The 14,361-nt window shown below is 65.1% G+C and carries 12 protein-coding genes and 1 pseudogene; 5 read left to right on the top strand and 8 right to left on the bottom strand.

Going from position 1 to position 14,361, the window contains the following annotated elements:
- Window positions 1-66 precede the first annotated feature (66 nt).
- Window positions 67-825, bottom strand: coding sequence for a sulfite exporter TauE/SafE family protein (locus tag HW090_RS10710; protein WP_179113519.1), 759 nt, complete (start codon window positions 823-825; stop codon window positions 67-69).
- Window positions 826-959: 134 nt separating this feature from the next.
- On the opposite strand from HW090_RS10710, the gene HW090_RS10715 reads away from it, so the two are divergent.
- Window positions 960-1,850 (top strand): LysR substrate-binding domain-containing protein, encoded by an 891-nt coding sequence (locus HW090_RS10715; protein WP_179113520.1) that lies wholly within the window; start codon window positions 960-962, stop codon window positions 1,848-1,850.
- On the opposite strand, the pseudogene HW090_RS10720 reads toward HW090_RS10715, so the two are convergent.
- Window positions 1,834-3,504: pseudogene (locus tag HW090_RS10720) on the bottom strand (putative bifunctional diguanylate cyclase/phosphodiesterase); the annotation flags it as partial. The gene HW090_RS10715 and the pseudogene HW090_RS10720 overlap by 17 nt on opposite strands.
- Window positions 3,505-3,780: 276 nt before the next feature.
- Here HW090_RS10720 and uvrD point away from each other — a divergent pair.
- On the top strand, window positions 3,781-5,982 hold the full coding sequence (gene uvrD / locus HW090_RS10725) for a DNA helicase II (protein ID WP_179113522.1): 2,202 nt from the start codon (window positions 3,781-3,783) through the stop codon (window positions 5,980-5,982).
- 23 nt (window positions 5,983-6,005) lie between these two features.
- On the top strand, window positions 6,006-7,106 hold the full coding sequence (locus tag HW090_RS10730) for a TRAP transporter substrate-binding protein (protein WP_179113523.1): 1,101 nt from the start codon (window positions 6,006-6,008) through the stop codon (window positions 7,104-7,106).
- Window positions 7,107-7,136: 30 nt separating this feature from the next.
- Here HW090_RS10730 and HW090_RS10735 read toward each other — a convergent pair whose 3' ends face one another.
- The gene (locus HW090_RS10735; protein ID WP_179113524.1) at window positions 7,137-7,760 is read right to left on the bottom strand and encodes a hypothetical protein; all 624 of its coding nucleotides are present in this window, start codon (window positions 7,758-7,760) and stop codon (window positions 7,137-7,139) included.
- A 129-nt stretch (window positions 7,761-7,889) separates the two neighbouring features.
- Window positions 7,890-8,243, bottom strand: coding sequence for an NADH:ubiquinone oxidoreductase (locus tag HW090_RS10740; protein ID WP_179113525.1), 354 nt, complete (start codon window positions 8,241-8,243; stop codon window positions 7,890-7,892).
- Window positions 8,244-8,316: 73 nt separating this feature from the next.
- On the opposite strand from HW090_RS10740, the gene HW090_RS10745 reads away from it, so the two are divergent.
- Complete coding sequence (locus tag HW090_RS10745) at window positions 8,317-9,285, top strand: GTP-binding protein (RefSeq protein WP_179113526.1); 969 nt, start codon at window positions 8,317-8,319, stop codon at window positions 9,283-9,285.
- 21 nt (window positions 9,286-9,306) lie between these two features.
- Here HW090_RS10745 and HW090_RS10750 read toward each other — a convergent pair whose 3' ends face one another.
- The 4 genes from HW090_RS10750 to HW090_RS10765 are packed head-to-tail and all read right to left on the bottom strand — an operon-like array spanning window position 9,307 to window position 12,334.
- Window positions 9,307-10,398, bottom strand: a complete 1,092-nt coding sequence (locus HW090_RS10750; RefSeq protein ID WP_179113527.1) for a helix-turn-helix transcriptional regulator — start codon at window positions 10,396-10,398, stop codon at window positions 9,307-9,309.
- A 3-nt stretch (window positions 10,399-10,401) separates the two neighbouring features.
- A complete protein-coding gene (locus tag HW090_RS10755) occupies window positions 10,402-11,487 on the bottom strand; it encodes a helix-turn-helix transcriptional regulator (RefSeq protein WP_256930657.1) in 1,086 nt (361 codons plus the stop codon).
- A gap of 33 nt (window positions 11,488-11,520) precedes the next feature.
- On the bottom strand, window positions 11,521-11,904 hold the full coding sequence (locus HW090_RS10760) for a DUF3301 domain-containing protein (protein WP_179113528.1): 384 nt from the start codon (window positions 11,902-11,904) through the stop codon (window positions 11,521-11,523).
- A gap of 22 nt (window positions 11,905-11,926) precedes the next feature.
- Window positions 11,927-12,334 carry an SMI1/KNR4 family protein gene (locus HW090_RS10765; RefSeq protein WP_179113529.1) on the bottom strand — a complete coding sequence of 136 codons (408 nt, stop codon included), beginning with the start codon at window positions 12,332-12,334 and terminating at the stop codon, window positions 11,927-11,929.
- Window positions 12,335-12,758: 424 nt separating this feature from the next.
- On the opposite strand from HW090_RS10765, the gene HW090_RS10770 reads away from it, so the two are divergent.
- Window positions 12,759-14,354: a ShlB/FhaC/HecB family hemolysin secretion/activation protein gene (locus HW090_RS10770; protein WP_179113530.1), complete on the top strand. Its 1,596-nt coding sequence runs from the start codon at window positions 12,759-12,761 to the stop codon at window positions 14,352-14,354.
- The last annotated feature ends 7 nt before the right edge of the window (window positions 14,355-14,361 follow it).

Here is a 14,361-nt window from a genome sequence, read left to right on the forward strand (position 1 = left end):
CTGGCAGGAGAGCATCCTGCGTGGACACGCGCGAGGATCAGCCGGCCTTGCTGGTTCGTACCCTGTTCAAGCGAGCAGTTCCGACGCCAGGTAGAGGCCGAGCAGGATCAGGCTGCCGAAGAAGCAGCGGCGGAACAGCGTGGGCGAGAGCCGATTGCGCAGGTACTGCCCGAGTTGCATGCCCAGCAGCGCCGGAATGAGCATCAGCAGGGAAAGCCCCGCTTCGCTGCTGGCGTAGCTCTGGTTGAGCCATAGCCCGGCGGCCAGGGTCAGGGTGGAGACGCTGAAGGAAATGCCCATGGCCTGGATCAGCTCGTCGCGGCTCAGGCCCAGGGCTTGCAGGTAAGGCACCGCTGGCACCACGAAGACCCCGGTGGCCGCCGTCACCAGGCCGGTCAGCACGCCCACCACGCCGCCAAGCTGGCGCTCCCGGGTGGGAGACAACTGCTTCGCTTTGCCGAACAGGCCCCACAGCGCATAGGCGATCAGCACCAGCCCGAGCAGTATCTGCGCCCAGTCGCCGGTGGGCGCGCCCAGCAGCAGGGCGCCGCTCAGTGTTCCGATGCAGACGCCCAGTTGCATGCCGGCGAGCCGTTTCAGCAGGGCGGGCAGGCGTTGCCAGGGGCGTGCCTGCCAGACATTGGTGAGCAGCGACGGCGCGATCAGCAAGGCCGCCGCCTGGGCGGGCGTCATCCACAGGGCCAGCAGAGCCATGGCGATGGTCGGCAGGCCGAGCCCGACCACGCCCTTCACCAGCCCGGCGAGGACGAACACGCCGACCAGCGTCAGCAGCAGGGTCGGGGAGAGGCTTTCGATCAAGGGCATGGACAGGAACCCGTGTGGAGGACTGGCTGGATTCTGTTGCCGTGGCAGCCGTGAGAAAAGCGGGAATTCCTGTAGTCAGACTCAGGGAGTGCCTGAGGCATGATAGGTTGCCCTGGCTATCCAAGGAGGTTCCCATGCGTTTCGATCTGACCGACCTGCAGCTGTTCCTGAATGTCCATGAGGCCGGCAGTATCACGGCGGGCGCGCAGCGTTCGCACATGACCCTGGCCTCGGCCAGCGAGCGTATCCGGGGCATGGAGCGCGTGCTGGGGGTTGCCCTCCTGTCGCGTGGCCACCGTGGCGTGGCGGTCACGCCGGCTGGCCAGACCCTGCTGCACCATGCGCGGCTGGTGTCGGCGCAGGTCGAGCGAATGCGCGGCGACCTGGCCCAGTACGGCGAGGGCCTCAAGGGCCATGTGCGGCTGTGGTGCAATACGGTCGCGTTGTCTGAGTACCTGCCGCCGTTGCTGGGTGGTTTCCTGCTGCGGCATCCATCGGTTTCGGTCGCCCTTCAGGAGCGCTCCAGCCCGCTGATCGCCGAGGCGCTACGCAGTGGCGAATGCGACATGGGGATCGTTTCCGATGCCGTTGACCTGGATGATTTCGAGTGCTTCGCCTTTCGCCACGACCCTCTGTCGCTGATCGTGCACAAGGGTCATGCACTGGCGGTGCGACGCGAAGTGTTCCTGGCCGAGGTCGGGGCCGAGTCGTTCGTCGGCCTGGGCGAGGACAGTGCGTTGCAGGTGCTGGTGGCGCAGCAGGCGAGGCGTCTCGGGCTGGCCCTCGACTACCGCATCCACCTGGGCAATTTCGATGCGGTCTGTGCGCTGGTGGCGCAGGGCGTCGGTATTGCGATTGTGCCGAGGGTCGTGGCACAGCGGTGCGTCCGTGATCTGCCGATCGTTACGCTGGCCCTGTCCGATGCCTGGGCGGATCGCCAACTGTTCCTGTGCGTCAGGCCGAGGGCGGAGCTGGCGCTGCACGCACGGAGGCTGGTCGATCACCTGCTCAGTGAAGGCTCTTGATGAACGCCAGTAGCTTTGGCGCTTCCACGGGTTTGCACAGCAGGTAGCCCTGTACTTCGTCGCAGCCTTGTTCGGTGAGAAAGTCCATCTGCGCCTGGGTCTCGACGCCCTCGGCGACGACCTTCAGGCCCAGCGCATGAACCATGGCGATGATCGCCTGGGCGATGGCCGCGCCTTCCGGCGTGAGGTCGAGTTCGCTGATGAACGAGCGGTCGATCTTGACGTAGTTGACCGGGAAGCGCTTGAGGTAGCTCAGGGAGGAGTAGCCGGTGCCGAAGTCGTCGATGGCCAGTTGCACGCCGAGGGTGCGCAACTGGCGGCAGATGTTGATGGCGTTGTCGATGTCGTCCAGCAACTGACTTTCGGTCAGTTCCAGTTCCAGGCGCTCGGGGGGCAGGCCGGTTTCCTCGAGCACCTGGCGCACCAGGCTGACGAAATTCCCCTGGCGCAACTGCTTGACCGACAGGTTGACCGATACACGCAGGTCGACCTCGCCCGCTTGCCTCCACTGGTGTGCCTGCTGGCAGGCCTGGCGCAACACCTGCTCGCCCAGCGGAATGATCAGTCCGGTTTCTTCAGCCAGGTCGATGAACTGCCCTGGCGCGATCAGGCCCCGCTCGGGGTGCCGCCAGCGCACCAGCGCCTCGACGGCTTCGATGCGCTTGCTGTGCAGGTCCAGGCGCGGCTGGTAGAAAACCTCCAGCTGTTCGCTGCTGATGGCCTTGCGCAGCTCATGCTCCATCTGCAGCTTTTCCAGGCTGGAGGCGCGCAGGCCGTCGGTGAAGAATTGCAGGGTGTTGCCGCCCAGGTGCTTGGCCTGTTGCATGGCGATATTCGCCCGGCGCAGCAGGGCGGAAGGGTCGCGGGCGTGCTCGGGCATCAGGCTGATGCCGATGGAGGCGCTGATCACCAGCTCGCGGTTTTCGATGAGGATCGGCTTGCGAATCTTCGACAGCAGCTTGCTGCCGATCTGGCTCAGGCTCGACAGGCTCTGGTGGGTGTCGAGCAGAATGGCGAACTCGTCCCCCGACAGGCGGGCGATGGCTTCGGCGTTGGGCACTGTTTGCACCAGACGACGCGATATCTCGTACAGCAGGCGGTCCGCGACTTCGTGGCCAAGGCTGTCATTGAGGATCTTGAAACGGTCGAGGTCGATATACAGCAGCGTCAGGCTGCTGCCGGGGCGGATATGCAGGCAGGCTTCCTGTAACTGCTCCAGCAACTGGCTGCGGTTGGCCAGCCCGGTCAGTTCGTCGTAGTGGGTCAGGTAGCGCAGGCGTTCCTCGACCTGGTGGCGCTGGCTGACGTCGGAGATGAAGGCAATGATATTGGCGATCTCGCCCTGTTCGTCGCGCGTCACGCGCAAACGCACCCACTGGGGATAGAGCTGGCCGTCCTTGCGTGCCTCGACCAGTTCGCCCTGCCAGCAGCCCTCTTGCCGCAGTGCTTCGTGGATGGCCAGGAACTGCTCGCGCAGGTCGGGCGAGGAGGCCAGCTCCATGATGTCCCGGCCAACGATGTCCGGCCGCGAATAGCCTGACAGCCGACAGAACGCCTCGTTGAGTTCGAGTACCCGGTAGCTGGCGTCGAGAATCAGGATGCCTTCGTCGGCCACCTCGAAAGCGGCCGCCGCCAGGCGGGTGCGTGCGTTCTGCGAATCCTTCCCTTTGTCCTGCGCTGCGCTCGTGTCGGCGTCTTCCTGGCCGACCCGGTCTGCCGTATGCGGGGAGCGGGCTTGATCAGTCATCGTCTTTTCTTGTACTTGTCCAGCGTTCAGGCCGAACGGCGATTGGCGAAGTTTTTTGGAAGGGGGAAACTGGCTGACCGAGCCCCGCCTGTCAACTCGCCGTTGGGTGGGTATGCCATGGGTCGAGGGTATCACTGCGTTGCGCAACGGACAGATTCGGGCGTTTCCAGCTAGAATGCCGCGATGCAAAACGACCTCGACCAGCGACTCTCGACCCTGAACCCCGCCCAGCACCATGCGGTCACCACGCCGCCTGGTCATCAACTGGTATTGGCCGGTGCCGGCTCCGGCAAGACCCGTGTGCTGGTGCACCGTATTGCCTTCCTGATCCAGCACCTGGGTATTCCGGCGCACAGCATCCTGTCGGTGACCTTCACCAACAAGGCCGCCGCCGAGATGCGCCATCGCATCGAGGATGTGCTGGGGAGCAACCCGGCGGGCATGTGGGTGGGCACTTTCCACGGCCTGGCGCACCGTCTGCTGAGGGCGCACTGGCAGGAAGCGAAGCTGGCCGAGAACTTCCAGATCCTCGACTCCGACGACCAGCAGCGGCTGGTCAAGCGGGTGATCCGCGAGCTGGGCCTGGACGACAAGCGCTGGCCCGCCAAACAGGCGCAGTGGTTCATCAACGGGCAGAAGGACGAAGGCATCCGTCCCCAGGGCATCCAGGCCAGCGGCGACCTGTTCCTGAGCACCATGCGCAGTATCTACGAAGCCTACGAGGCGGCCTGCGCGCGTGCCGGTGTCATCGACTTCGCCGAGTTGCTGTTGCGTGCGCTGGACCTGTGGCGCGACAACGACGGGCTGCTCAAGCATTACCAGAAGCGCTTCCGGCATATCCTGGTCGACGAGTTCCAGGACACCAACGCCGTGCAGTATGCCTGGCTGCGTTTCCTCGCCCTGGGCGGCGAGAGCCTGATGGTGGTGGGCGACGACGACCAGTCGATCTATGGCTGGCGTGGGGCGAAGATCGAGAACATCCAGCAGTTCGACCGCGACTTCGCCGATGCCGAGATCATCCGCCTGGAGCAGAATTATCGCTCCACGGCGAACATCCTCAACGCCGCCAATGCGCTGATCGCCAACAACCAGGGCCGCCTGGGCAAGGAACTGCGCACCGATGTCGGCGATGGCGACCCCCTCAGCCTGTACGCCGCCTTCAACGAGCACGATGAAGCACGTTATGTGGTGGAGTGCATCGAGTCAGCGCTGAAGACCGGGCTGGCGCGCAGCGAGATCGCCATTCTCTACCGCTCCAACGCCCAGTCGCGGGTGCTGGAGGAAGCCCTGCTGCGCGAGCGCGTTCCTTATCGTATCTACGGCGGCCAGCGCTTCTTCGAGCGCGCCGAGATCAAGAACGCCATGGCCTACCTGCGCTTGATCCAGACCCGTCACAACGACGCGGCGCTGGAGCGGGTGATCAACGTACCGGCGCGTGGCATCGGTGAAAAGACCGTCGAGACGCTGCGGCAACTGGCGCGTGACGAGCAGGTTTCGCTGTGGACCGCGCTGCACCAGGCGGTCGGTCTCAAGCGTGTGTCCGGGCGCGCCGCCAGTGCGCTGAACGGCTTCGTCGAGCTGATCGACAGCCTGGCCTTGCAGGTCGAGGGCCTGCAACTGCACAACATGGCGCAGCGTGTCATCGAGCAGTCCGGCCTGCTGGCCTACCACCGCGAGGAAAAGGGCGAGAAGGCCCAGGCTCGGGTGGAGAACCTCGAGGAACTGGTGTCCGCCGCCCGCGCGTTCGACAACTACAGCGACGAGAGTGAAGAGGACGAGCCGCAGACACCACTGGCGGCCTTCCTCGATCATGCTTCGCTGGAAGCCGGCGAGCAGCAGGCTGGCGAGCATGAGGACAGCGTGCAACTGATGACCCTGCACAGCGCCAAGGGGCTGGAGTTCCCGCAGGTGTTCCTGGTCGGCATGGAAGAAGGGTTGTTCCCGCACAAGATGAGCCTGGAAGAACCGGGGCGCCTGGAAGAAGAGCGGCGCCTGGCCTATGTCGGTATCACCCGGGCGATGCGCCAGTTGACCATCACCTACGCCGAGACCCGCCGCCTGTACGGCAGCGAGACCTACAACAAGGTGTCGCGCTTCGTCCGCGAGATTCCCGCCGAGCTGATCCGCGAGGTTCGCCTGAACAACAGCGTCAGCCGTTCCTATGGCGGCTCCCGTGGCAACAGTGGCGGCAGTTCGATGTTCGCTGGCGCCAGTGTGCCGGACACGCCGTTCAGCCTGGGTCAGCGGGTCAGTCACTCGCTGTTCGGCGAGGGCACCATCCTCAATTTCGAAGGCTCGGGCGCCCAGGCCCGGGTGCAGGTCAATTTCGAGAGCGAAGGCAGCAAGTGGCTGATGTTGAGCTACGCCAAGCTGCAGGCATTGTAATTTCCCTAGAGAGAAACGAGTCGATGAAACGCCGTAACCTGTTCGGCGCCGCGCTGGCGCTGTGCTCCGCCGTCATGTTGTCAGGCTGCAAGGAAGAGGCTGCCGTGGCAGCGGAGTCCCCGGCGGCCAGCGAGCCGGCCAAGGCCTACCACTGGAAGATGGTCACCGCCTGGCCGAAGAACTACCCCGGCCTCGGCACCTCCGCCGAACGCCTGGCCGAGCGTGTCACCGCCATGAGCGGTGGACGCCTGACCATCAAGGTCTATGCTGCCGGTGAACTGGTGCCGGCCATGGAAGTGTTCGATACGGTGTCCCGTGGCACGGCGGAGCTGGGGCACGGCGCGTCCTACTACTGGAAGGGCAAGGTACCGACCGCACAGTTCTTCACCTCGGTGCCGTTCGGCCTGTCGACCCTGGAAATGAATGCCTGGCTGAGCAAGGGCGATGGCCTCAAGCTCTGGGAAGAAGCCTACGCACCGTTCGGCGTGAAGCCGATGGCGGCGGGCAATTCCGGCATGCAGATGGGTGGCTGGTTCAACAAGGAAATCAACGGCCTGGCCGATTTGCAGGGGCTGAAAATCCGCACACCTGGCCTGGGTGGCGAAGTGTTCAGCCGCCTTGGCGCGATCAGTGTCAACCTGCCTGGCGGCGAAGTCTTCACTGCCTTGCAGACCGGTGCCATCGACGCCACCGACTGGGTCAGTCCCTACAACGACCTGGCCTTCGGCCTGCACAAGGCTGCCCGTTACTACTATTTCCCCGGTTGGCAGGAGCCCCAGGCGGTGATCGAGTTGCTGGTCAACCAGCAGGCGTTCGACAGCCTGCCCGCCGACTTGCAGGCGATCCTCACCGAAGCCACCCGTGCGACCAACCAGGACATGCTCGACGACTACGTCTACCACAACGCCCAGGCGTTGCAGCAGTTGAAGGAGCAGGGCGTCGAGCTGAAGCGCTTCCCCGACGAAGTGCTGGCGGCCATGCAGCGCGAGTCTGCGCTGGTGCTCGATGAGCTGGCGGCGCAGAGCGAACTGAACGGACGTATCTGGGCGTCGATGCAGGCCTTCCAGAAACAGGCGACGGCCATGCATGCGCTGTCGGAGAAGGAACTCTACAACTGGCGTTGAGCGGCGGGCGCGGGCCCGCCGTCAGGCATGTCAGCGCGGTACGTCGAAGGACAGCGTGGCGACATGCACCACGCTCTCGTAGCGCTTGCCTTCGAGCGTCACCGCGCCGTTGATCTGGGCGGTGACTTCCAGCACGTAGCGCGCGGGGAAGGATGGATCGAGGGTCACGCTGCCATCCTGGGCGGGCTTGAGGGTGCGGTTCCACTGCTCCGAGGTGTAGACATTGACCTGCGAAGCAGAGACCACGCTGCCTTTCCAGTGCAGCTTGAAGGTGTTGCCGTTGGGTGTGGTCGGCACTAGTTCCAGATCGTTCACCGCCTTGGTTTCGCTGCGGCCTTCCTTGGCTTCGTAAATCACCAGGTTGTCGCCTTCCGGCAGCTTGGCCTGGAGGCGCAGGTCGCCTGTCACCGGGGTGCCGATCAGGTAAGCGTTCGCTTCGACGCGGGGCACTTCGCCCTTGCCTTCGGCCAGTCGCACGGCCGGCTCCAGCAGCTTGCTCAGGTCAAGGTGCTCGCCAGGTTGGAACTCGCTGAGATAGGCCTTCGCGGGTTGCCCGGCATTGCGCTCGAGCCACAGGTAGTCGGCTTGCGCCATGGGCAGGGCGAGCAGTGCGCCCAGTCCCAGGGCGGCGCGCAGGCTATTGAACGGCGTCATGTACTGATTCCTCGTCGAATGGTTTACAGGGGGTGAGCAGGCTCCGAGAAGCGCGTTCTCATATATAGAGACGGATGAGTGGGTGAAAACCCGCACCCATGCGCGACTTTTTCATATTGGCGGGGCCGCTTACTCGCCCAGCCAGACGCCCCCATTGCGCCGTTCGCAGGTGTTCTTGAGTGCCGCCAGCGCATGCTGCGAGCCGTAGTAATGTATGTCCTGGCGGTACAGCGTGCCCGGTGTCTGGGCGTTGCGGCAGGTGGCGACGGCCCCGGCCGGGCACTGTTCGGTGAAGCTGACCGTGGCCTTGCGCCCGTTGATGCGCGGCTGGCAGAAGCCGGCGCGGAAGATGTGTGGGGGTACGCTGCGATTCTGCTGGCAGATGCCTGCGTTCGCGGCGGTTTCCTGGGGGATGATCAGGCAGGCTTCGGCGAGGGCCTGGCCGGAGGCCGCCAGTAGCAGGGTCAGGATCAACAGGCGCATGGGAGCCTCATCGGGCAGGGGCGAAGGCCCGGATTATGGCATTCTTCCCGGCGATTTTCGTAGAGGGCCATTCATGCTGAGCGCCATTCCCACCCATTTGATCGCGGGTCCTCTCGGGGCCGGCAAGACCAGCCTGCTGCGTGCCCTGCTGGCGCAGAAACCGGAAGGCGAGCGCTGGGCGATCCTGATCAATGAGTTCGGTCTGGTCGGGTTGGATGCCGCGCTGCTGAGCGGGACAGCGGATGACGTGAGTTTCGCCGAGGTGGCCGGTGGCTGCCTGTGCTGCGTAAACGGGGTGCCGTTCCAGGTCGCGTTGAACCGGTTGTTGCGCAAGGCCAGGCCGGATCGCCTGTTCATCGAGCCATCCGGGCTGGGGCATCCGCACGAACTGCTGGGGCAGTTGGCCGGCCAGCCCTGGCATGAGGTGCTGGCCCTGCAACCCTGCGTGCTGGTATTGGACGCGACCGCGTTGGCCGACGGGCTGGGGCTGCCGGCGTACCCGGAGGCACTGTTGGCAAAAACGGGGTTGCTGGTGCTGAACAAGTCCGAGCGGCTGACGGCGCTCCAGCGGGCACAACTCGCCGAGCGGTTGCCGGCACTGCCGATCGCCTGGGTGTGCCAGGGCGAATTGCCCCTTGAACGCCTGCCAGGCATTGCCAGCCATGCGCTGGCGCGTTCGCCCTCGCTCCCGCCCGCGAGCGCGGGGCCGCTGCCATTGGCGAGCCTGTGGCTGGACCCGACCCAGCCGATCTGCCAGCACCAGGCACAGGCGGAGGGCTGGAGCATTGGCTGGCGTTGGCACCCGAGCCAGCGCTTCGACCTGGCCAGGGTGCAGGGCTGGCTGGCGGAGCTGGGCTGGCGGCGGGCCAAGCTGGTCATGCAGGGACCCGATCACTGGCAGTCGGCGAATGCCCTCGATGGCGAGGCTTTGCACTGGCGCGCCTCGGAATGGCGCAAGGACTCCCGGCTCGAACTGATCTTCGATGTGCCGCAGGATGTCGATGCGCTGGGGCAGGGCCTGGCCGCCTGCCGCCTCGACTGATAGGCGCCTGTGCGGCGCCGTTCATTGCAGGCGCACCAGCACCCTGACCAGTTCCGCCTGACGGGTGGTACCGGTCTTGGCGAGCAGCGCGCGTAACTGACTGCGCACCGTATTGATCGAAACCCCGAGCGAGCGGCCACAGGCTTCCGGGCTCAGGCCGCGTGCGAGCAGGCTGGCGAGCCGGCATTCGGCGGGGGTGAAGCCGAACATTCCGGACAGCAGTTCCGCGCGAGGGCCGGGCACCAGCAGTGTCACCAGGGCCAGTGGTTGCTGCGACAGCAGGTTGAAGTGCGTTTCGGCCTGTACCGGTGTGACCAGCAGCTCGACGGACAGGGGGCCAGGCAGGCGCATCCAGCCGGCCCGTGGCGGCCCTGCACGGCCACAGGCCCGTTGTAGCAGCGGCGCCAGCGATTGGCCGGGGTGAGTCAGGGCGAGCCGGTCGTTGCGTTGTAGCAACGGGGTATTGGGCGTTGCCAGTTGGCGCTCGGCGGCGCCATTGCAGAACACCACATACCCTTCGGCGTTCACCAGCCAGAGTGCTGCCCTGTGTTCGTTCTGCACTCGTTGCTGGGTCAGCAGGTGCAGCTCCAGGCTTTCCACGACGTTGGCCATGCGCGCCGCGCGCATCAGGTGTGGCGTCACCCTGGCCAGGAGGGCGCGTTGTTCTTCGTGCGGGGAGCGGGCATCGTGGTTCGTCAGCAGTGACAGGTAGGCGCTGTGCCGCGCATCGTCTTGCAGTTTCAGGCAGGACACCCCGCGCATGCCGTAGGGGCGTTTGAACTCCTGGTAATAGGGGCTCAGGCGTATCCGTTCGCTCCCCAGTTCCTGGTCGTCGTGGTACCAGGCGCCGGGGGCGCGGTCTTTCATCGCGGGGCCGGTCGGGTCCAGCCTGTGGAAGTAATCGCTGTATGCCGCGACGGCATCCGCCTCCGCCTGGTGGAAGAGAGCGATCTGCGCATGGGGTTGCCGGGCATCCCAGGCCAGCAGGATGCCGCGCTGATGTCCGCAGGCTTCGCCGAGGCGTTCGAGCAGCGGGTGCCAGGTCGAACGGTCCAGCACACAGGCGTAGGTGAGCCGCAGCAGTTCGTCATAGTGCGCGTCATGCAGGTTCACGGCTCAGCCCAGCCGTGTGATCAGTGCGACCAGCTCGCTTTGCCGCTCCGTGCCGGTCTTGCGGAACAGCGCGCTCAGTTGGCTGCGCACCGTGTTGATGGAGATATCCAACCGCCGCGCGCAGTGTTCCGGGCTGTAGCTCCTGGCGACCAGGCTGGCGAGCCGGCTCTCGGCGGGGGTGAGCTGGAACAGTTCGCCGATAAGCTCCAGGCGCGGCCGGTTTTCCAGCAGCGCCACCAGCGCCAGTGGATGCTGGTGCCGCAGGTTCAGGTGGCTTTCCGCCTTGACCGGTGTGACCAGCAGTTCCTCTTCGCCGCTCGGCAGGCGCAGCCAGCCGGCCTGGCTCGCACCCGTTTTGCCACAGGCCGCACGCAACAGCGCGGGCAGGCTCGGTAGGGTGTCAGCGATGAGCCGGCCCTGCTGCATGCGCAAGGGGAAGGTGACGTCCCCCATCCGTGCTTCCGCGCTGGGGTTGCAGAACTCGACGCAGCCCCTGGCATCGACCAGCCACAACGGCGTCCGATCCTGGCGCAGCAGCAGGTCCCGTTGTGCCACGCCGAGTGCCATGCGCTGGATGCTGTCGCTCATGCGGGCGGCCTGTATCAGGTGGGGCGAGAGCCGTTCCAGCAGGTTCTGCTGTTGCAGGCTGGGTGCCGCCGTATCGAGGGCCGACAGCAGCGACAGGTAGGCCCCGGCACCTCCATGTTCATGGAGCTTGAGGCTGGAGGTCGACCGTAGTCCATGCGGGCGAAGGCACTCCTGGTAGAAAGGATCGCGGGCCATGCTGGCAACGCCGTATTCCCGGGTGTCGTGATACCAGTTACCGACCTGGCGGCCCGTCATGAAGCGTTGCGTGGGGTCGATGAGGCTGTAGTGGCGGTCATAGTCGTGTTGCAGTTCCGGGCTGCACAGGCTGATGGTGCCTATCCGGGGCGCCTGGCCGGGGTGGTCGCTCCAGAACAGCAGGGTGGCTTCGCGGCGGCCCGTGGCCAGTGCGAGCCGTTCGAGCAGGCGGGGCCAGGCGCCTTCATCCAGCACGAATTCGTAGATGAGCGATACCAGTTCGTCGTAGGCGTCTGTGCTGTTCACGATCCCTGGTCCCCTGCGGCTGGGTGGCCGTTCTCAGTCGCGTGAACGACGCCATTCATCCAGCTGGATGACGTTGGCTGGTGGCTCCGCTTCGGCCTCGGCGTCGAATGGATGGGCTTCCAGTTCGATATGGCCGGGATGCGGGCCGAACATGGTGATGCAGCCCTGGTGGCGGCGTTCGCCGGTGACGGTGAACTCGAAGCCGTAGAGGCGCGCCAGGCGTCGCCGGCCCTTGCGGTCGTGGACCAGGGCCAGACGGCGGAACGCCACGTTTTCATCCAGCCACTCGATATCCTGGCGTTTGCAGTACTGGCGTACCGCTGCCAGCGCGCGTTCGCGAATGCCATGGGAATGCCACAGCCAGGCGGCAACGCCACCGAGCAGCATGAAGATGAAGAGGTTTTCCAGTGTCAGCATGGGATAGACCTTGGCCGTGCGATCAGCTTTCCAGCCAGACGTCCCTGGCCCAGTGCCAGACCGAATCCCACGACTCGTCCGTCAGTTCGCCGCTGGCACCGTCCCATAATGTCACCTGGCCTTCCAGGTCGACCACATAATAATCCTGGCCATCCTGACAGATCGGCACGAGGTCGCGGGGCACGCCGTCGTCCCAGGCGTTGGCCGCCACTTCCGGCAGGAAAGTGTGGGATTGCGGATCGGTTGCGGTCACCGGCTCCAGCCGGCCATACACGACATCGCTGACCTGCAACAGGAACTCCCGCAGCTCGAAGGGCAGGTTGATCAGCAACTGCTCCTCGATCTCCACCAGCAGTTCGTCATCCGGCAATTCCAGCGGTACGGGTACCGACTCGTTCAGCTCTCGCAAGCGTTCGATGACTTCTTCCACGACATGACCTCCCAGGTGATGAATTTGGTGAATACAGCCATTTAAGACTGGGTTCGGGCGATTCCCGGCCATTCTATTCGATGCCTGGGCACAAGGATGGCAGAGGTGTGGCGAGTGTGCGATGTGGATATTCAAATCCCACCACCGAAGTAGGTTATCGCTCAGATTCGCTCAGTGGCGTTTTGGAAAAGTTCAGTAGATTGGTGGCTATAAGCCATTAATCCATGGCGGGATCACCTGTCTCCAGGCTGCGAGCAGCGGCCTGATCCCCGCCATCCTGACAAGGATCGACTCGCCATGATGACTCTCGTGTCGGAGTGCCCACTGAATCTGGCCGCAAGGCCCTGGCGTGGTTCCGGCCCCGCCGTTTCCTCGCTTCGCACTACCCACCTTTCCCTCGCAACCCACTGACAGCAAGGTTCCCATGTCCTATTCCCATGTACCGGCGAAGGCGCTTCTGTGCGCCCTCGGTCTTGCCGTGATGACGGCCAACGTGGCCATGGCGGCCGACACCACTCACCCGACCAGCAGCGCCCAGGCGAGCGAGGGTCGAGTGTTGGTCAATCAGGTCGCTTTCAGCGGCAACCGCACCTTCAGCGCCGAACAGCTCGATGCGCTGATCGCCGCCGACCTCGGCCGTCCGATGAACCTGGCCGAGATGAAGGCACTGGCCGGCAAGGTCACGGCCCATTACCACGCGGCGGGCTACAAGCTGGTCAAGGTGGTCGTGCCTGACCAGACATTCGCCAATGGCAAAACCCTCGAACTGGTCGTGCTCGAAGGCTGGCTGGGTCGGGTGCAGGTCACCGGGGCCAAGCGCTTCTCCGAGCGCCAGGTGATCGACGCCCTCGAAGCCGGCGGCGTGCACCCGGACGAGCCATTCACGCTCGAAGAGGTGGAGCGGGCACTGACCCACCTGAACCGCCTGTCCGGCATCGAAGTCAGCTCGACCCTGCAACCGGGCGAGCAGACCGGCTCCACCGACCTGGTGGTGGACGTCACCGAGGCGGCGCGCATCCAGGGCGCGCTGGAGGCCAACAACTACGGCAGCGAGGACACCGGCGAGTACCGCCTGATGCCGAGCCTCAAGTTCGCCAACCTCACCGGCCACGGCGACGAGGCCAATGTGCTGGCCCTGACCTCCCTGGGCGACGGCGACCTGTGGTACGGCTACGTCGACTACAGCCTGCCGCTCAATGCCCGTGGCACCAAGGCGCGCGCCTACTTCTCGAAGGGTAACGTCGACGTCGGCAACACCTATCGCGTGCTGGAAATCGAAGGTGACAACCAGAGCTGGGGCATGGGCGTTTCCCAGGACTTCGTGCGCTCGTCGCGCAGCATCATCACCGCCGAGGCCTGGCTGGAGTCGCAGGACCTGGAGCAGAGCATCCTCGGTATCCGTACCGCCGAAGACCAGATTCGCAAGCTGCGCTTCGGCCTGACCCTGGACAACTCCGACCTCTATGGCCGTACCCTGGCCACCGCGGGCCTGCACTACGGCCTGGGCGAAGCCCTGGGCGGCATGGACAACGATTCGCTGATGTCCAGCCGCGCCGCCGCCAAGGCGGATAACCAGTTCACCAAGTTCACCTTCGACATCGCCCGCCTGCAACAGATCACCCCGCGCTTCCTGGTCATTCCGCGCATCGCGGGCCAGTACTCGCTGGATTCGCTGGTGTCCAGCGAGCAGTGGGGCGTGGGTGGTTTCAACTCGGTGGCCGGCCATGCGCCATCGACCTGGTCGGGCGACCACGGTTTCACCGCCAGCCTGGAAGGTCGCTACTCGCTGTTCAAGGACAGCGACCGCTACCAGGCCACCGCGCGTATCGATCACGGCCAGGTCTGGCTGAAGGACACGCTGGTCGGCCAGGACGACCACCAGGACCTCAGCGGCGCCGCCATCGGCCTGCTGGCGCGGCCCATCGACAGCGTCGACCTGCGCGTGGACTTCGGTGTGCCCCTCAGCGAGAAGACCGAGGACAGCACTTACATCTACGCCCAGGCCCGCTATCGCTTCTGAGCCACGG

The organism is Pseudomonas sp. ABC1, from assembly GCF_013395055.1.
Taxonomy (GTDB): Bacteria; Pseudomonadota; Gammaproteobacteria; order Pseudomonadales; family Pseudomonadaceae; genus Stutzerimonas.